The following is a 20,474-nucleotide window of genomic DNA, read 5'->3' as shown; positions in this document are numbered from 1 at the left end:
ACACCTTAAAGATGAACAATAGATCAGTTAAGAAATTTTGGCCCGCATTACTTGTAGTCCTTTTAATGGCGTTTGCTTTTCGCCAGCAGAATAAACCCGTGGTTTATATTATAGGCGATTCGACTGTAAGAAACTCTAATAATGTTCAGCGTGGTTGGGGAGCCTACTTAGGAAACCATCTTGATACAACCCGTATATCTGTGAGTAACCAGGCTATGGCCGGACGCAGTACCCGGACATTTATAAAAGAAGGACGTTGGGAAAAAGTACTTTCAACATTAAAACCCGGCGATTTTGTGTTAATGCAGTTTGGCCACAATGAAGGAAGCGCACCCGATACAACAAGAAACGGATATCGTGGGGTTTTAAGAGGTATAGGTGATGAAACAAAAGAGTTAACCTGGCCGGATGGTAAAAAGGAAGTTGTGCTTACTTATGGGGCCTATCTGCGTAAGTTTATTAAAGAAGCTAAAGCTAAAGGAGCAACTCCTGTTGTACTTTCGATGATTCCAAGAAATCAATGGGCCGATGGAAAAGTTAAACGGGCCAATAATGATTTTGGCAAATGGGCAAAAGAAGCAGCAGAAATTGAAGGAGTAGTATTTATTGATCTGAATCAGCTAACTGCAGATAAGTATGATGCTATGGGGCCCGATAAAGTAAAAGAATTTTTTCCCGGCGATCATACACACACAAATGAAGCCGGCGCCTTAGTCAATGCCGCATCAGTGGCAGAAGGAATTAAAGCACAGAAAAAATTGTCGTTGGCTAAGTTTCTGCGTTAATTGTTAAATTTGTATTTCTATGAGTCTGGTCCGTTAAATCGGGTTAGACTCTCTTTAATTTATGAAACTGCATAAGTAGTCGGCAAAAAAAAGTCTTAACACGCTTCATAGCCGGTAATAAATAATTATTCTCTGATGTAAGTCATGAAAGCCCGTCCGAACGAAGCCGGGCGGACTTCGTAACCTTTAAAAAATATATATTGATGAAAAAAACCTATACCCTTAGTTTACTTGCAACGCTTGCAATTATTTCTTCATGCCTGGTCATGAAGCCGCAGCAAAAACCCACACTTTTTTTAATAGGTGATTCTACTGTAAAGCATGCAAAAGGCATGGGCGACGGTGGTCGTTGGGGCTGGGGCGACATAATTGCCGCTTATTTTGATACTACAAAAATTACTGTGAAAAATGAAGCCTTGGGCGGAACAAGCAGCCGTACGTTTATGAACAGGGGAAGATGGGCAGCTGTGCTTCCCAAAATTCAGAAAGGCGATTTCGTAATCATGCAGTTCGGGCATAATGACAGCAGCCCTCTGGATGATTCTGCCCGTGCGCGCGGAACGATAAAAGGTAATGGCGATGAGAGTAAAGAAATATATAACCCTATCACTAAACAAAAAGAAGTTGTCTATTCTTATGGATGGTATATAAGGAAGTTTATTTCTGATATAAAAGCTAAAGGAGCAACTCCGATTGTAGCCTCATTGATTCCCAGAAATGGCTGGAATAATGGTAAGGTGAATCGTTCGGTTGATAGTTATGCTCAATGGGCGCAGCAGGCGGCTCAACAGGGCGGGGCTTATTTCGTAGACCTGAATAAGATCACTGCCGATCAGTACGATAAGGAAGGTGAACAAAAAGTGAGATCAACGTACTTTAATACCACAGATGGAACGCACACCATTGAGGCGGGTGCGAGGCTGAATGCTCAATCGGTTGTGGAAGGACTGAATCAGTTGAAACCTAATCCTCTTAAAAAGTATTTAATTACAAAATAGAACAATACATACGCATATGATTAATTTCCGTTCATGCTTTAAAGTGATTGCTTTCATTCTTATAGCATCAGTTTTCTCAGAAGCCCAGGCACAGAAACTTCCTAAAAAGAAAAGTGTGCTGAAGCAAATGCGATTAACAAACCAGTACTTTATGAATAAATGGCCCGATCCCGGAAAATCTATTGTTACCAATAGAGAAAGGCCAAGTAATATCTGGACCAGAGGTGTGTATTATGAGGGACTCATGGAACTTTACCGGTTAGACCCTAGTACTAAAAAACAAAAGGTGTATTATGACTATGCTGTAGATTGGGGCGAAAAACATAAATGGGGCCTGAGAAGCGGTACTGCCAGAGACCGTCAGAATGCTGATGATCAAACCTGCGGACAAACCTATATCGATCTTTATCTTATTGATAAAAAAGAAGAAAGAATAAAAGATATTAAAACTGCAGTTGATGGGATGCTGGTTAGTGAGAAAGTTGACGACTGGTGGTGGATAGATGCTTTACAAATGGCTATGCCTGTTTTTACAAGATTAGGTGTAGTGTATAACGATACCAGGTATTTTGATAAAATGTACGAGCTGTATAATTACAGCAAAACTAAACATGGCGATAAAGGCCTCTGGAACCCTGCAGACAAGCTTTGGTGGAGAGATAAGGATTTTGATCCTCCCTATACAGAGCCTAACGGTCAGGATTGCTACTGGTCCAGAGGAAATGGCTGGGTAATCGCAGCCCTGGTTCGTACCATGTCTATGTTGCCGAAATCAGATCCTCATTACAATGAGTACATGCAGGATTACAAAGATATGATGGCAGCCCTGCTTCCCCTCCAGCGAACTGATGGTTTTTGGAATGCCAGTTTACACGATCCTAACAATTTTGGCGGCAAAGAAACCAGCGGAACTTCTTTGTTTGTATACGGAATGGCCTGGGGTGTTAATAACGGAGCATTGAGCAAAGAGGTGTACACCCCGGTAATTGTTAAAGCATGGAATGCAATGTCTAAAGAAGCAGTTCATAAAAACGGATTTTTAGGTTACGTTCAGGGAACGGGCAAAGAACCAAAAGATGGCCAGCCTGTAAGCTATACAAGCAAACCTGATTTTGAAGATTATGGTCTTGGTTGTTTCTTAATGGCAGGAAGCGAAGTTTACAAAATGAAATAAAAAACTTAATTCTTTTTACGGATTTTGTCATTTCGGCCTCAGTAGAAGTCTTAGCCCATTTCATGATTCAGGCAAGATTCGGAATGACAAAATCCATTTTGGGACAATCGCTGTCTTATATACAATCAATTATGTCAACTTTTTATAAGTTCTGGCTTCTTCTTTTGTTTTTTGCTGTATTTTTTTTCACAGTGAATGCCCAACCTGCAGGGAGCTATAGCTCGGGGTATAAAAAACAAGGCAATGAATTCTTTTTTTCGAATACAAATTCTGATGTCAAAATAGAGTTTTGTACTCCCGGAATGTTTCGGGTAAGAACCTCATGGAGCAGAATATTCGAAGAAAATGAGCCATGGATGGTTTCCAATTATAAGTGGTCCTCCCAGGAGATAATTTCGGCTGAAAATAACGATCATTATCTTCTTCAGTCATCTAAGCTTGATGTACGGGTATATAAATCGCCTTTCAGAATAGATGTTTATAATAAACAGGGTAAACTTCTGTCTTCCGAAAACAATGCCGGTGCCTTTAAAGAAGGCAAAGCCGTTGTTGCAAAGAAAAACCTGCTGTCGGACGAACACTTCTTTGGATTCGGGGAGCGAATGGATTTCATTGATCAGAAAAATAAAAAGCTTAAGCTAAATGTAGGTCGTGGAAAAGGATTGCCTCATGCAGTTGGCGCTTACAATATATTGGAGGCAAATTATTCACCGGTTCCATTTTTTATGAGTACTCAGGGTTATGGCATTTTTCTCCACAACTCTTTTGCCACAGAGTGGGATATGGGAGCCAGCCTGGATGATCAGTACAGCTTTAAAGCAGTTGATGGTGAGCTCGATTACTATTTTATTTATGGTCCGACTTTTCCATCCATACTTGCTGATTATACCGCATTAACCGGGAAGGCGCCTTTAATTCCTCAATTTGCTTTTGGGCTGCATGCTGGGACATACAGTGGCGGAACCTGGGGGCATGAAGCAGAAACGTCCGACAGTTATGTGATTGCGTTGGCCCGTAAGTTCAGAACTTTAGGTATTCCGGTTGATTTGTTATGGCTGGACTCTACCTGGAGAATTTTCGGTAAAAACGGGGGAAAGGGCGCTACTTCTTTCGAATGGCGTGAAACTTTCAGAAATCCGAAAGGAATGTTTGACAGCTTGTATGCGATGAATTATAAAATGGTGGGGTTGCACCTGCGCCCGCGATTTGATAATGGAAATACAATGAACCTTTTGGACCAGGCTCGTGAACAGGGTTTAGTTTATCCTGAACCGGGAGGTAAAGGTGAGTTTGTTAATTTTTTTGACCAGAAATCTGTCGATTGGTGGTGGGACAACGGTGTAATGAAAGTAGCCAGTCAGGGTGCAATGTTTTTAAAAACGGATGAAGGCAGTGCCTTTGGAGGATTGGCAAACGAAAGCGATAAAACTGGTCCTACTGATAAAGCCGCGCAAAAACTCCATAATATTTTCCCGCTGGCATATGCCAAGGCCCCGTTCGAAAAGTTTCAGACGTTGAACAAAATGCGCGGCCTAAACCAGACACGCGAAGGTTATGCCGGTATTCAGCGTTATCCCTTCATTTTTGCTGGCGACTGGCCGAGTGAATGGCAATATTTTGCTCCTGTAATCAAAGCCGGGATTAATATCGGAATCTCAGGTATTGGCTATTGGTCGCATTGTATGGGCGGTTTCGAGCATGTTGCCGATCCCGAATTATATATGCGCTGGGTTCAGTTCGGAATGTTTAGCCCGATCGCCCTGGTTTTTGGAATGGAGCATCCAAATTATAAAGAACCCTGGAGCTATGGCGATGCTGCACTTGCCAACTTCAAAAAATACGATTTGTTAAGATATAGATTAATTCCTTACATATACAGCAATGCACATACCATGTATCAAAGCGGAATGCCCTTAATGCGAGCCCTCGTTCTTGAGTATCAGAACGATAAAAATGTATACGACATTGGCGACCAGTACATGTTTGGAAATAATTTAATGGTTGCGCCGGTAACTACAAAGGGCGCGAAAACCAGAACTGTTTATTTTCCGGAAGGGGAATGGTACGACTACTGGACAGGCAAAAGATATACAGGGAAACAAAATGTTAATGTAGTTAGCCCTATAGATACAATCCCTCTCTTTGCGAAAGCCGGTGCTATTATACCTATGCAACCAGAAATGAAATATGTTGCTGAGATGCCGGTTAATGAAATTACACTGGATATTTTTCCAGGCAAAAGTTCAGCATTTGATTTATATGAGGATGATGGTTTGAGTCTTGATTATCAAACCGGAAAGTTTGCCTTAACCAGAATTACCACAACTTCTCAGGCAAAAAACTTTAAAGTACATATTGGCAAAACGACGGGGAGCTTTGATCCGCTGCAGCGTACTTATCTGGCCCGGATTCGCCTTATTGAGGGCCGGAAGCCAACTGCAGTTACTGAAAACGGAAAGGAAATGACCTTAAGCCCGGATTCTGCTTTAGCTGCCCGACAATATTTTTATGATGAGAAAGAACGGACTGTTTACGTGAAGTCTTCGGGTACCAATAAATCTAATATTGAATTAATTATAAACTATTAAAATGAAAAGGATTATTTCTTTGCTGATTCTGTCTGTTTTTGTGCTTATGGCAAGTGCAGCAGATAGCCCACGGATTAAATATAATTTTAACCCCGGATGGAAACTTTATATTGGCGATGCAAAAGGAGCCGAAGTACCGGGATTTAACGATGCGGCATGGCAGAACGTGACATTGCCTCACGCCTGGAACGAAGATGCAGCCTTTAAGGTTTCTATCGATAAACACCCGACCGGAATAGTCTGGTACCGCAAACGTTTCAAAGTCCCTTCTTCAGATATCGGTAAGAAGATTTTTCTGGAGTTTGAAGGTGTTCGTCAGGCTGGAGAATTTTATCTTAACGGAAAATCCGTTGGCTTACATGAGAATGGTGCTATGGCTTTTGGGTTCGATGTTACTGATATTGTCAAATCTGGCGAAAATGTTATTGCAGTTCGGGTTGATAACGATTGGAATTACCAGGAGAAAGCCACTAAAACCAAGTTTCAATGGAGCGATAAAAACTTCAATGCGAATTATGGCGGCTTACCTAAAAATGCCTGGTTACATGTTACCGATAAGCTGTATCAGACATTGCCATTGTATTCGTTCCTTAAAACAACGGGCGTTTACATCTATCCAAAAGATTTTGATATTCCCGGCAAAACGGCAACAATTGTAACCGAATCGGAAGTCCGGAATGAATATTCTGTACCTAAAACGTTCCAATACGAAGTCGAAGTAAAGGACCTGGACGGAAAAAGTGTGAAAGTATTTGATGGCGGACAAACTACTATTCAGCCTGGCGAAACCAAAACAGTAAGCGCAAGTGCCTCATTGAGCAACCTTAATTTCTGGAGCTGGGGCTATGGCTATTTGTACACAGTTAGTACCAGGTTAAAAGTAAATGGAAAAGCTATTGATGAAGTAAATACCAAAACCGGTTTCAGAAAAGCCGAATTCAAAAATGGTACGGTTTATCTTAACGACAGGGTTCTGGTATTAAAGGGCTATGCACAGAGAACCAGCAACGAATGGCCGGCTTTAGGAATGTCTGTACCACCATGGTTGAGCGATTACAGTAATGGACTTATGGTAGAGAGTAATGCAAACCTGGTTCGCTGGATGCATATCGCACCATGGAAACAGGATGTAGAATCATGCGACCGTGTCGGTCTGATCCAGGCGATGCCTGCCGGCGATGCCGAGAAAGATGTTGATGGCGCCAGGTGGACTCAACGCACTCAATTAATGCGTGATGCCATTATTTATAACCGGAATAATCCCAGTATTTTATTTTACGAATGCGGGAATGAGTCGATCAGTGAGCCTCATATGACCGAGATGAAAGCCATTAAATCTAAATATGATCCAAATGGCTGGCGTGCTATTGGTTCGCGCGAAATGCTCGATAGTAAAGTGGCTGAATATGGCGGCGAAATGCTGTATACCAATAAGAGCGCCGATATACCATTATGGGCTACAGAATACTCCCGCGATGAGGGATTGCGCAAGTATTGGGATGAGTTTTCTCCTCCTTTTCATAAGAATGGGGAAGGTCCTTTGTACAAGGACCAGGATGCCAGCAGCTATAACCGTAACCAGGATACTCACGCACTGGAAAATGTAGCGCGCTGGTATGAGTTCTGGAAAGAGCGCCCCGGAACTGGGGAACGTGTTAGCGCCGGAGGGGTTAATATCATTTTCTCTGACTCAAATACACATTATCGTGGTGCAGAGAACTATCGCAGGAGCGGAGAGGTTGATGCTATGCGGATTCCTAAAGATGGGTTCTATGCCCATAAAGTAATGTGGGATGGATGGGTTGATGTTGATCGCCACAGTACGCATATTATAGGGCACTGGAATTACCAGCCTGGCACAAAAAAGAATGTTCATGTTGTATCAAGCGGCGCGAAAGTTGAACTGTTCATCAACGGGCATTCAAAAGGTTTTGGAGAACGCCAGGATGGCTTCGCCTTTACCTTTAAAAGTATAGAATGGCAGCCCGGAACAATCAAAGCAGTTTCTTATGATGTTCAGAATAAGAAATTATCTGAAGCTGAAATTAAAACTGCTGGAGCACCTGCGGGTTTGCGTCTGACAACAGTGCAGGCTCCCGGAGGCTTAAAAGCCGATGGTGCAGACGTTGTTCTGGCTCAGGTCGAAGTAGTGGATGCGCAAGGCAACCGTTGTCCTATAGCTCTTAACATGATTGATTTTAAACTCCAGGGCCCTGCAGAGTGGAGAGGTGGAATTGCACAGGGACCGGATAATTATATTCTTGCAAAAAGCCTTCCTGTAGAAGGAGGCGTTAACCGGGTATTTATCCGATCGACCCCAAAGCCGGGCCAGATAGTTTTATCAGCATCGTCCGAAGGATTGAAATCGGCAACGGTAGCTTTTAAGTCCGTCCCTGTAAAGGTGACAAATGGTTTGTCATTAAATATGCCTGCAGACGGACTAACTCCGGGTTTAAAACGAGGTCCGACACCACAGGGTCCTTCATTTACCCCTAAAAGAACCGCGCTCAAAATAGTATCGGCGACAGCTGGTTCCAATACAGATCGGGTAGCATTAAGCTATGATGACAATGAACTTTCTGACTGGGTAAACGACGGCAAAATCTCAAATGCCTGGGTTAAATATAACCTTGCCAACGAATCAATAGTAAATGAGGTAACTCTGAAATTAAACAATTTCAGAAGCCGTAGCTACCCGGTAAAAATCCTGGTAGACAATGTTGTGGTTTTTAACGGAGTTACTCCCAGGTCTTTAGGTTATTGTACCCTTGTTTGTAAGCCAACAAAGGGAAAAACCGTAACTGTTCAACTTGCGAATGAAGCTTCTGCAAAAGATGATTCGGCTATCGGGGTAGAAATGGGCGGTCAAAAGCTTGATGACGGCGTAGCCAGGAACGATGCCAACGCTAAAGGAACTTTAAGTATAATTGAAGCAGAGATTTATCAAAACGTAGTTCCTCAAATCTAATTAATTAGTAGTATGTTCTCATATCGAATGTCTCATATCTCAATTCTATAAATATGAAATTAGCCTTTAAAATGAAGCTTAAGCCTGGCTTTAAAGATGAATACAGAAAGCGTCATGATGAAATCTGGCCCGAATTAAAAGCTCTTGTAAAAGAAAATGGAATAAGTGACTATACCATTTTTCTTGACGAGGAGACCAATATTCTATTCGCGGTACAGCAGCAGGATGGAAATATGTCTTCACAAGATCTGGGTCAAACAGAAATTGTTCAGAAATGGTGGGCCTACATGGCCGATATCATGGATACCAATTCGGATAACTCTCCAGTAAGCAAACCACTTATTGAAGTGTTTCATATGGATTAATATGACTCTTGTTATTCGACATTAGATCGGTGACATGCCATGCGTTGGCGTCACCCCGAGCCTGTCGAAGGGTTTGGGTGGGACAAAATCGCTTTACTTCGACAGTTTAAGTATGACGCTACGACTTTAGCTCATGATAGCTTCATCTCAAAAAAAATAAAATCAAATGAAAAGAAGCACAATTATAGCATCACTCATAATCATTGGCTTTCTCAATACGATTCAGGCCCAGATAAACCCATGGCCTGAAGTTAAAAAAGAAACAAAACCATGGACCCGCTGGTGGTGGATGGGTAACGCCGTGGATGAAAAAAATATTTCGGCCCTTTTAAGCAATTACAATAAAACAGGCTTTGGTGGTGTCGAAATTGCCCCAATTTACGGTGCAATCGGTTATGAAAGCCGGTATTTGCAATACCTTTCTCCAGACTGGATAAAAATGCTTAACCATACCGTTAAGGAGGCTGGCAGTTTAGGCATGGGAGTGGATCTTACAAATGGTACAGGCTGGCCTTTTGGCGGGCCCCAGGTGCCTGCAGAGCATGCTGCCTCCAGGTTAATTGTTCAAACCTATAAGGTGGATGCCTGGAAATCGCTCTCTGAAAAGATCCTTATTGCCGACCCCAGGGCTGGTGTTGCACGTTTGCAATCTCTAACCGCTTACAATGATAATGGCGAAGTGGTACAACTTATCGATAAGGTTGATAAGGATGGAAATCTGAGCTGGAAGCCAAAAACGGGAAGCTGGAATATTTATGCTGCATTTACCGGAAAAACCCGTCAGATGGTGAAAAGAGCGGCTCCCGGAGGCGAAGGATTTACTTTAAACCACCTTTCGAGACCTGCACTTGATGAATACCTGAGCCGTTATGATAAAGTATTCGCCAATAACCCTCCCAATATCCGGGCATTTTATAACGATAGTTACGAAGTATATAATGCAGATTGGTCCTCTAATTTTTTTGATGAATTTAAGACCCTGCGTGGCTATGATTTACGACCCCATATCCGGGAATTAGTTAGTAAAGATTCGAATTCAACGATCGCCCGGTTAAAATCAGATTACCGCGAAACAATGTCGGATATGTTATTGAATAATTTTACTATACCATGGACTAACTGGGCTCATAAATACAAGGGTATTTCAAAAAACCAGGCTCACGGATCTCCGGGAAATTTGCTTGATTTGTACGCTGCTGTGGATATTCCTGAATGCGAGACCTTTGGCTCAAGCTATTTTCCTATTCCCGGTCTTCGACGCGACAGCGCGGATATTCGTAATGTAGATCCTGACCCGATCATGCTTAAATTTGCATCGTCAGCTGCCCATGTTACAGGTAAAAATCTGACCTCAAGTGAAACGTTTACCTGGTTAACCGAGCACTTTAAAACTTCTTTATCTCAAACCAAACCAGAACTGGAACAGGTGTTCTTATCCGGTGTTAACCATACCTTCTTCCACGGAACAACGTATTCACCACAGGATATTCCTTTCCCGGGATGGCTGTTTTACGCTTCGGTAAATTTTGTTCCTGCCAATAGCTGGTGGGCTCATCTGCCGGGATTAAATACCTATATCACTCGTGTTCAGTCTGTTCTTCAGGCAGGTAAATCTGATAATGAATTATTGGTTTACTGGCCAATTTACGATGTATGGAATAATGCAAAAGGTATGGATATGCCTCTTAAAGTTCACGATGTGGATGTCTGGCTTCATCCAAGTGAATTTTATAAAAATGTAAAATCCTTACAGGAGGTTGGTTATTCGCTGGATTTTGTTTCAGACGCCTTACTTGAAAAATCAGCTGTTAAAAATGGTGCTATAAGCACTTCTGCCAACGCATCGCCTTATAAAACCCTGATTGTTCCCAAAGCGGATATGATGCCTGTAGCAACCTTGCAGAAAATTATCGATTTAGCAAAAGATGGTGCCACAGTCATTATTCAGCAGCTTCCTGCAGATGTTCCGGGATTAAGCAATCTCGAAGCTAACAGAAATAAACTGTTTCAGCTTGTCTCCGGATTGTCTTTTACAGATGCCGGTAATGGTGTAAAGCAATTAAAGACCGGTTCCGGACAGATTTTGCTATCAGCGGACGTTCAAAAAGCGCTTGATTTTAAAGGGATTGTTTCTGAAAAATTAACGGCCACAGGCCTTAAATTTATACGCCGCCAGGTTGGGCCCGAAAAATATTATTACCTGGTCAATCATACCTCAAAAACAATAGATACTGATTTGCCAATTAATACCCGGGCTTCTGAGGTTCTGATATTGGATCCTCAAAGCGGAAACTCTGGTATCGCGAGCAGCACACAGGAAGGAGATATCACTAAAGTTAAAATTCAAATGCTTCCCGGTGAGGCAGTGATTCTCAAAACAGCTGATAAAGCTTCGGGTATCCCTCAATGGACATATCTGAATAATGGTTTAAAGCCGGTAGAAGTAAAAGGAGAATGGGTATTACATTTTACCGATGGAGGCCCAAAAGTTCCTCAGGATAAAAAGCTGTCTAAACTAATTTCGTGGACAGATATGGGTGACAGTTCTGCTGTTGCTTACTCGGGACGGGCAGAATATTCGATTACGTTCAAGATGCCGAAGCTTAAAGCTGCAGAATATATTCTGGATCTGGGTAAGGTTCATGAAAGTGCGCACGTTTGGGTAAACGGACAGGATGCAGGCATTTTATGGAGTATTCCATTTCAGGCCCGCATCGGCAAATATCTGAAAAAAGGAAATAACACTATTAAAATTGAAGTCGCTAACCTGATGGCAAACAGGATAAGGGATATGGATAAAAAAGGTCTGCAATGGCGCAAATACCATGAAATTAATTTTGTAAATATTAATTATAAGGATTTTAATGCTGCTGTTTGGCAGCCGCAGCCTTCCGGGCTCATTGGTCCGGTAACGATTACGCCTTACAAAAAGTAGTGTGAATGAAATCCGGTGCGAACAGGTTAGTATTAAGGTACGGTGGCTGTAGGCGGATTTACGATGTATCAATTATCTCAAACTTATTAAACTTACATACATGCGAAATCTGTTTCTTTTCATTGCAGCTTTAATTAGCCTGAATACATTCGCTCAAAAGCTCAGTCACCCGGTAGATATGCCAGGTACAATCATAATTCCGGCGTCAGATTTTCTTGACAGAAACCCCAAAGGTAATGTCATTTCGGATGCGGGCACCTTACGGGCCGAATGGATATTCAATAACACCGCCCTTGTTCTTAACTCCGAAACCAACTTGATTACACGCATCAATGTTCCCCTTAAGGGCTTGTATTATTTATATGTGAGAAGTCAGGGTGCCCGTGGTAACGGCTTTAAAGTATCGGTAGGAGGTAAGGTTAGCGCCGAAACTTTCGGTTCGGATGTTTTAAGCTGGAAAAAAGCCGGGACTTTTGAACTGAACAAGGGCATTACGGATTTTAAGATCACCCGAATCGATCCATCGCCGGTAGTGGACGTGCTCGTTTTGAGCACTAATCCCGATCTGAGAGAGGAGGATATAAAACCCTATCAGCTGAATTCGGATGTTACGCTTATAAAAGAATATAAACTTCCTGGAAACGGCATCGTGAAATTCGGGGATGTGAATGGAGATAAGAAAACCGATCTGATGGCTATTAGCCCCGATTGGACGACAACGGTGTTCGATAATTCAGGTGCACAATTATGGTCATGGAAAGCCCCGGAAGAGAATACCCGGTTACGTGCCGAGTTCGAAGCTCCCGGTGTCATTTGGGATTTTGATAAAGACGGAAACTCAGAAATAGTACATTGGAGGTTCATCGATAACAAAGAGTGGCTGGTAATTGCCGATGGTCGTACAGGCAAAGAGATTCGTAAAACCGAATGGCCCACAAAAGCTCTTCCTCATGTGTATAATAATTTCAGGATGGCTATTGCCAAGCTTACCAAAGATGCTCCAAATGAACTTGTTGTATTTACAGATTATGGTGGTGTAATGAATATTAATGCCTATAAATCTGACCTGACCTTGCTATGGCAACATACCGAGAACCGGAAAAAAGATAATCTCGGGCATTATATCTATCCGGTAGATTTCAATAAAGATGGCATTGATGAAGTGCTTGTAGGGTCTTTACTGCTTGATTCTAAAGGGAAAGAGATATGGAACCGCTTTGATCTGCTTGGCGATAATCACGATCATGCGGATAGTTATAAGTTTGCTGATATAGATAAGGATGGAAAACTTGATATTTTAATTTCTAACAGCGAAACTGGTGTTTATGCCCTAAAGGCTATGACCAAAGAAATAATCTGGCAGAATGTAGCCGAGCATAGTCAGCAAATTCAGGTCGGAGATTTTCTAAAAAAAGTGCCCGGTCCGCAGGTGGTTGTCGGGGGTAGAACGTATGGGCTGAAACAAACTACCGAACCTGGTCTTTCCAGCCAGCTGTTTTGGTTCGATAATAAAGGGACGCTTATTTCCATGTGGCCCAATGGCTATCCTTTAAATGGTAACCCTGATTTTGTTGTCGGAAACTGGAACGGTAAAGGCAAACCAGAGCTGTTCTGGTACAAATTTAAACTGGATGATAAAGGCGAAGGCGACCTATATTTCCCTGACGGAGTTTTTCATATGTTTGATTTTACAGGCCGTGGAGCAGAAGAAGTAATCACCTTATCGCGGGGAACATTACGTGTATTTGGCTCTAAAACTGCATCACATTCAAATAAAGATTTAAAATCCGACTTAAACTATCTCAAATCTAAAGTTGTAAATCATACTCATTATTGATTATATTGCAATAACTGCCTTGTTTACTTAAAGCAGTAAGTGATTAGCGGATGATAATTCCGCTAATCTTACTATTTTAGTAAAATATATGTCCAAGTCCTCACTTAAGTCGTTTAAGTTTTTTGATTTTATTCATATTGACGAATATTCGGCTACTCCAAAATATCTACAGTTAACAAATTCTATCTTAACAGCAATAGAATCAGGCAAAATCAATAGAAATGATATGCTGCCCTCTATTAACGAATTAAGTTATGAACTGGAAATATCACGCGATACTGCGGAAAAAGGCTATAAGTATTTAAAAAAAATCGGCGTATTGGCTTCAATTCCCGGTAAAGGCTACTACATAGCAAGTACAGATTTCAGGCAGACGCTTAGAATTTGCATGCTGTTTAATAAATTAAGCTCCCATAAAAAAATAGTTTACGATTCCTTTATTGCTGCCCTTGGTGATCATGTAGCCGTTGATTTTTACATTTATAACAACGATTTTAAGTTGTTTAAAAAAATGCTGGCCGACAAAATGGAAGGTTATAGTCATTACATCGTTGTGCCTCACTTTATCGAAGGGGGCGAAAATGCCTGCGAAATTATCAATACAATTCCAAAAGAGAAATTGGTGCTGCTCGATAAAAAAATCCCCGGTGTTGAAGGCGAGTATGCTGCGGTATACGAAAACTTTGAAGACGATATCTATAACGCATTGGAACAGGCAAAGGACGTTTTAAGTAAATATCATACTATAAAATTAATTTTTCCTGAAAAGAGCTATTATCCCAAAGAGATTAAAAAGGGCCTGTTAAGATTTTGTCAGCAGTATGCCTTTAGTCATAAAGTAGTAAGCGATATCAGTACAGAGCCCATTGAAGAAGGGGAGGTTTATATCAACCTTATGGAGGATGATCTGGTTAAACTGATTGAGAAAATTATCTCACTTAAATTAAAAGTTGGGCAGCAGGTTGGTGTGATTTCTTATAATGAAACACCTCTTAAAAAAATAATTTTAAATGGTATTACTACCGTTTCAACAGACTTTCAGGAAATGGGTGCAATTGCTGCAAAAATGATATTAGACAACTCCAGAGCCCATATTGAGGTGCCTTTTCATCTCACGCTGAGACCTTCTTTGTAAATTTTTAAAACTTGTTTGCTTTTGTTGTGTAATAAAAACAATGAAAAAACATGTTTATGAAACCGGAATAATAGGTAACTGTGCATTTCTTGCGCATGTGCATAAAAATACAAATATCTCATGGATGTGCTGGCCAAGGTTTGACAGCTCATTTGTATTCGGGTCTTTACTGGATAAGGAAAAAGGCGGAGAGTTTTCAATTCTTCCGGCCACCAACTATACATCCAATCAGTTTTATCTGGAAAATACAAATGTATTATGCACAGAAATTACCTGCGAGAACGGACGGTATAGAATAATTGACGTTGCCCCCCGATTTCAACAGCACGAACGTTTTTTTAAACCCTTAATGCTGATCCGTAAAATTGAGCCTATTGAGGGTAATCTCAGGATCAATGTGAAGTGCCAGCCTGTTTGCGATTACGGAAAGAAAAAACTGAAGGCTCATCGCGGAAGCAATCATATTGATTTCGAGGGCTGTGATGACACCTTACGGCTGACTACAAATATTCCTATCAGTTATCTATCTGATGATGATACATATTTCGTATTGAATGAGGTTAAATACCTTGTTTTGACCTATGGTCAGCCCTTGGAGGCTCCCTTAATAAGCACCTGCGAAACCTTTATCAGGGAAACCATTACTTATTGGCGAACCTGGATAAAGCATTCAAATATGGCGGGATTCTATCAGCAATACGTAATCCGCTCGGCTTTGGCTCTAAAAATACATCAATACGAAGATACCGGAGCGATTATTGCCGCCAGCACCACCAGCTTGCCTGAGTACGACGGAAGCGGACGAAATTGGGATTACCGGTTTTGCTGGTTAAGAGATACCTATTACGTGATTTCTGCTTTGAACCACATTGGCCATTTTGAAGAAATGGAACGCTATTTTAATTACGTAGCAGGCATTTCAGTTTCAGAGAATTACAGGTATCAGCCTTTGTACGCCATTGACGGTAAAAGCGATCTTAATGAAACGATTCTGGAGCACCTTGATGGCTATATGGGAAACAAGCCTGTAAGGGTAGGAAATCAGGCCTCAGAGCATATCCAGAACGACATCTACGGTCAGGTGATGATTTCCATTATGCCCCTTTATATTGACTACCGTTTTGTGTTTCGTGAGCGAAAAGATTCTATTCGCTGGATAGAGTCTGTGCTTCAGAAAATCGAGCGCACCATAGATGAAAAGGATGCAGGTATTTGGGAATTCCGAAATATTGCCAATGTTCATTGTTACAGCAATCTCTTTCAATGGGCAGGTTGTGCGGCCGCCGCGAAAATGGCCCGTACAATTGAAAATAAAGAGCTTGAAGACCGGGCCCTGGCGCTACAGCAGAAAGCTGCAGATCATATAGAAAGCTGTTATGACCCCGTAAGGAAAGTTTATACGAATGCAGCGGGAGGAACTCATCTGGATGCGAGTACCTTGCAGCTTATCATGATGAATTACCTTGATCCGGCATCGGATAGAGCCAAAGATCATTTGAAAGCTCTTGAAGCTGAGCTTAAAACACCTACCGGCCTGTTTTATCGGTATTTACATGCAGATGATTTCGGGAAACCTAAAACTACTTTCCTGATATGTGCATTTTGGTATGTGGAAGCCCTGGCTTGTGTCGGGCGGGTTGATGAAGCGATTAAAGAGTTTGAAAATATTATTCAGTACTCGAATCACCTGATGCTTTTCAGCGAAGACGTTGATGAAAATACAGGAAGTCAATGGGGCAATTTCCCACAGGCTTACAGCCATGTAGGATTAATGAATGCCGCATACCGTATTGCAATAAAATTAGACAGACCAGTATTTCTTTAGTTAGATACGGATGAAATCTTGGTTAAAGATTTTAATAAGCGGCGCACTTCTTTAAAATCTCTCAGATAAAATCTGGCGGCAGAAATATTGCCGCCAATTTTTATTGTGTAGGCTTTTGGGGGCATCGCCTTGAAAATGTCTTCGTCTGTATGGTCATCTCCAAGAGCCATGATATAATCATACTGTTTATTTTCCAGCCATTTATAAGTCATCTTCCCTTTGTTAACTTCAATATTTTTGATTTCAATCACCTTGCTTCCCGGAAGCATCTGAAGTCCTTTATCAGCAATAATAAAGCGCAGGTCGTTTATTATTTCATTTGCTCTCAAATCTCCCAACCCTTCCTCAACTTTTCTGTAGTGCCACACCAGCGAAAAACTTTTTTCTTCAATGAACGAACCTGGTGTTCTGTCGACATACCTTTCCAGAATCGGGATAATGTCGTTTTTCCAATGATTCTCCAATCCTGGCAATTTTACCCATTCTTCATTGTAAACCTTTGTCCATGCACCATGTTCAGCTATCATGTCGATCGGTAATTTAGAAAACCATTCTTCTAAAGTCTCATGCTTACGTCCGCTTATCATGACGACATGATTTGCAGGGTCAGCGCACAGGCGCTCTAATAATTCATATAATTCTTCGTCCGGGAAAGCTAAATCAATGTCTGACTGAAAACCGACCAGTGTGCCATCATAATCAAGAAATATAATCCGGTTGGTAGAGGCCGCATATTCTTGTTCCAATAATATTTGTCTGTAATTCTCAAGATATTTAGCCTTCATAGATTTTTGTAATTGTTTCACTTCCTTTAGGCGATCCATATAAATTTTCACCCAGTGCCTGATGTTAAATTTAGCTACTACATTGCGTAGCTGCTTCATTCTTCTGTGTTGCTCTTCCCTGGTCATGGTTATAGCCTGGATAATTGCCTGGTATATCTCACCGATGTTATTTGGATTGACGATCAAGGCATCTACCAGCTCTTTAGCGGCACCTGCCATCTCGCTGAGAATGAGTACTCCATCATTGTTTGTACGACTGGCGACATATTCTTTGCTTACAAGGTTCATGCCGTCTCGCATGGGTGTTACAAGGCATACGTCGGCGATGCTATATAGCGCAGACAGTATATCAATTGGAAATGACCTGTAATAATAATGGATCGGAATCCAGTTTAAGGTTCTGTATCTGGCGTTTATATTGCCAACCATCTTGTCAATTTCATCCTTTAATTCTTTGTAATTTGCTACATTATCCCGGGAGGGGACAATTATCATATAAAGAATTACCTTTTCAAGATGTTCAGGATGGTTTTGAAGCAATAAACCATAGGCCTGTAGCCTTTGTAAAATTCCTTTGCTGTAGTCAAGCCGGTCTATCGATAAAATGATTTTGTTTTTGTCAAAGCTTACCTTAAGTTCAGAAATATTATCCAGAACCCTTTTGTCAGAAGTTAGTGACTCAAATTTTTTATCATCAATACCCATTGGAAAGGACTCAATAACTACCTGCCTGTCGTTGTAAGTAATTACATTGGATGACGAATGAATAGGTAAAACTCTGGTTACGGCACTTCGGAAGTGTCTTGCATCATCAAAAGTATGAAAACCCAGCAGGTCGGCTCCAAGCATATTCTCAAGAATTTCTGCCCGCCATGGAATAAGTCGGAATAATTCAGAACTGGGAAAAGGAATATGCTGGAAAAAACCTATAGTAATGTCGGGGAGTTCGGCTCTTATTAAACCTGGTAACAACAGCAACTGATAGTCATGTATCCATATGATGTCGTCAGGCTCTGTTAGTTGTAAAACTGCTTCCTTGAATTTATTATTTACTTCCTTATAACTATCCCAAAAGCTTTGCTCATACTTTGCATAGGTTGGATGATAATGAAAAATAGGCCATAATGTTTCGTTGCAAAACCCCTCATAATAAAGGGATATTTCCTGATGCGAAAGGAAAACCGGAGAGAGATTGATTTCGGAAAGTTTGCTTTTGATAGTTTCCTCCTGATCTTCTGAACAAACTTCAAGTCCAGGCCACCCAACCCAAACATTATTACCTTGCCGGTATATCGACCCAAGACCCGTGGCTAAGCCTCCCTCACTTTGTTTTAGCTCGAACTCGCCATTGGTCTTGCTTATTTTAACCGGAAGTCTGTTTGAGATAATGATTGTTTTGCCCATACTATTTTTATAAGTGCAGTATTATTTCAAGGATTTTTTAAGCCTTAAGTTTCAATTAAGAAATATTTACAGGAAAAAATGATTTAATTCTGGTGATTAAACCAACAGGGTATAACTTTCTGCTATCATTATCCTGCTTTCCATGGAGTTTTTGATACTCTGGAAATATTTGAATAACATTAGTTGTTAACACAAGTTGTTAACAAATGGCAGAAAAAATAATTATTAATTAGAACCAGATGAAAATGAACATGTTATGGTAACGGTAAATAACCGAATTTGAAATCATAACTTGTTTAGTCATGACACGAAATAATGCACTTTCAATTAAAAGCTGGATAAAAGGGATGGGGTTTAAGCTAACCAAATCACATTTGCTCGAACGCCGTACAAAAAAGATCAAGTACTATACATTAGGAAATTTTGGTGTGTATGAAGAAATAACACCGATAAAAAAGTCTGAACCTCTATCTGATAAAAAATTAAAATTTACTTCATGGACACCATGGGGTGATGATGTTGAAATAAATTCGGTTAAAGATTTAAGCAAAGCTTATGAAGAATTTATGAATTTCCATCCTAATATTGTGTTGAATTAAATTCGTGGCGACTACAAAAAGTTTCATACCGAAAGCACTTTCAGTTTTTCAGCAAGAACTTCTGATATCTTTCGGTACGATTCTATTGTCCATCCTGCCACATGCGGGCTAAGAATAATACGGCCTTCATTTTTTAGATCAGAATACCACGATTGATCCTCAATTAAAGGAAATTTTTCCACCTGAAGTACGTCAAGTCCGGCCCCCAGTATTTTCCCGCTCTTTATAGCGTTTAAAACAGCTTGTGTGTTTACTATTTCGCCTCTGGACGTATTCAAAAAGAAAATGGGTTTTTTAAAATGAAGTAAATATTCATCATTTACCAATTGATTTGTTTCCCTTTTCAGAGGGATATGCAGACTTAAAACATCCGAATGTTTAACAATCTGCTCCATACTCACTTCGGACGCATATTCATCGCTGTAGTCAGATTTATACTTGTCAAAAGCAATTACATCAACATCAAAGCCTTTTAGCCGTTTGGCTAAGCTTTTTCCCATAAAACCGTAGCCAATAATGCCTACTGTTTTACCTTTTAATTCATGACCGCGATTGCCCTCCCGATCCCAAATACCATTGCGGATTTCAATATCGGCCTTTCTCAGGTTATTCATGAGAGATAATAGCATTCCTATCGTATGTTCAGCTACGGCCGTACTGTTCCCTTCGGGGGCATTAATACATTGTATGTTTTTTGTTTTGGTATATTCAATGTCGATATTGTCCATACCGGCCCCAGCACGGGCAATAAATTTTAAGTTACCGGCTGCATCTATAATCTCTTTATCAATATTGAATTTTGTGCGGATCGCAATTCCAGTATATTCATGAATAATATCCAGTGTTTCTTTTCTTGTAATAGCGGGTAGATCGTCAACAATGTATCCAAGGTTTTCTGCTTCTTCTTTAAAAACAGGATGTAATTTATCAGCAATTAAAATCTTTTTATTGTGCATTTAAGGGTTAGTTTGACTTCAGCAGCGTAAAGGTACTTCTTCTGCTTTTCTGATTATTGAAAATTTATAAAGATTTGAATCATAATCAAAGTATCGTGCATCTTATTGGTAATACGGCCA

Annotated in this window: 13 protein-coding genes; 11 read left to right on the top strand and 2 right to left on the bottom strand. The window is 40.8% G+C overall.

The window, feature by feature from the left end:
• The first annotated feature begins 11 nt into the window (after positions 1–11).
• The 10 genes from WG906_RS09445 to WG906_RS09400 all read left to right on the top strand — a co-directional run bounded on the left by WG906_RS09445 (position 12) and on the right by WG906_RS09400 (position 16,610).
• Entirely contained in the window at positions 12–785 is a 774-nt protein-coding gene (locus WG906_RS09445) for a rhamnogalacturonan acetylesterase (RefSeq protein ID WP_339992340.1), read from the top strand.
• A gap of 203 nt (positions 786–988) precedes the next feature.
• Positions 989–1,783 carry a DUF459 domain-containing protein gene (locus WG906_RS09440; RefSeq protein WP_339992339.1) on the top strand — a complete coding sequence of 265 codons (795 nt, stop codon included), beginning with the start codon at positions 989–991 and terminating at the stop codon, positions 1,781–1,783.
• Between the two features lie 16 nt (positions 1,784–1,799).
• Positions 1,800–2,957 carry a glycoside hydrolase family 88/105 protein gene (locus WG906_RS09435; protein WP_339992338.1) on the top strand — a complete coding sequence of 386 codons (1,158 nt, stop codon included), beginning with the start codon at positions 1,800–1,802 and terminating at the stop codon, positions 2,955–2,957.
• 131 nt (positions 2,958–3,088) lie between these two features.
• Positions 3,089–5,545, top strand: a complete 2,457-nt coding sequence (locus WG906_RS09430; protein ID WP_339992337.1) for a glycoside hydrolase family 31 protein — start codon at positions 3,089–3,091, stop codon at positions 5,543–5,545.
• 1 nt (position 5,546) lies between these two features.
• On the top strand, positions 5,547–8,513 hold the full coding sequence (locus tag WG906_RS09425) for a glycoside hydrolase family 2 protein (RefSeq protein ID WP_339992336.1): 2,967 nt from the start codon (positions 5,547–5,549) through the stop codon (positions 8,511–8,513).
• 53 nt (positions 8,514–8,566) lie between these two features.
• The gene (rhaM, locus tag WG906_RS09420) at positions 8,567–8,878 is read left to right on the top strand and encodes an L-rhamnose mutarotase (protein WP_339992335.1); all 312 of its coding nucleotides are present in this window, start codon (positions 8,567–8,569) and stop codon (positions 8,876–8,878) included.
• A 166-nt stretch (positions 8,879–9,044) separates the two neighbouring features.
• On the top strand, positions 9,045–11,813 hold the full coding sequence (locus WG906_RS09415; RefSeq protein ID WP_339992334.1) for a glycosyl hydrolase: 2,769 nt from the start codon (positions 9,045–9,047) through the stop codon (positions 11,811–11,813).
• 100 nt (positions 11,814–11,913) lie between these two features.
• Complete coding sequence (locus WG906_RS09410) at positions 11,914–13,650, top strand: hypothetical protein (RefSeq protein ID WP_339992333.1); 1,737 nt, start codon at positions 11,914–11,916, stop codon at positions 13,648–13,650.
• A gap of 88 nt (positions 13,651–13,738) precedes the next feature.
• Complete coding sequence (locus WG906_RS09405) at positions 13,739–14,785, top strand: GntR family transcriptional regulator (protein WP_339992332.1); 1,047 nt, start codon at positions 13,739–13,741, stop codon at positions 14,783–14,785.
• A 40-nt stretch (positions 14,786–14,825) separates the two neighbouring features.
• Positions 14,826–16,610 carry a glycoside hydrolase family 15 protein gene (locus tag WG906_RS09400; protein WP_339992331.1) on the top strand — a complete coding sequence of 595 codons (1,785 nt, stop codon included), beginning with the start codon at positions 14,826–14,828 and terminating at the stop codon, positions 16,608–16,610.
• Here WG906_RS09400 and WG906_RS09395 read toward each other — a convergent pair.
• Positions 16,607–18,799: a bifunctional alpha,alpha-trehalose-phosphate synthase (UDP-forming)/trehalose-phosphatase gene (locus WG906_RS09395; protein WP_339992330.1), complete on the bottom strand. Its 2,193-nt coding sequence runs from the start codon at positions 18,797–18,799 to the stop codon at positions 16,607–16,609. The genes WG906_RS09400 and WG906_RS09395 overlap by 4 nt on opposite strands.
• 302 nt (positions 18,800–19,101) lie before the next feature.
• Between WG906_RS09395 and WG906_RS09390 the strand changes: the two genes are divergently transcribed.
• The gene (locus tag WG906_RS09390; RefSeq protein WP_339992329.1) at positions 19,102–19,398 is read left to right on the top strand and encodes a hypothetical protein; all 297 of its coding nucleotides are present in this window, start codon (positions 19,102–19,104) and stop codon (positions 19,396–19,398) included.
• Positions 19,399–19,421: 23 nt separating this feature from the next.
• Here the strand turns inward: WG906_RS09390 and WG906_RS09385 are convergent, their stop codons facing one another.
• Positions 19,422–20,354: an NAD(P)-dependent oxidoreductase gene (locus WG906_RS09385; protein ID WP_339992328.1), complete on the bottom strand. Its 933-nt coding sequence runs from the start codon at positions 20,352–20,354 to the stop codon at positions 19,422–19,424.
• Between the last annotated feature and the right edge of the window lie 120 nt (positions 20,355–20,474).

Source organism: Pedobacter superstes (genome assembly GCF_037622515.1).
GTDB lineage: Bacteria > Bacteroidota > Bacteroidia > Sphingobacteriales > Sphingobacteriaceae > Paradesertivirga > Paradesertivirga superstes.
Note: the sequence above shows the minus strand (reverse complement) of the source record. Positions and strands in the feature narration are given on the sequence as shown.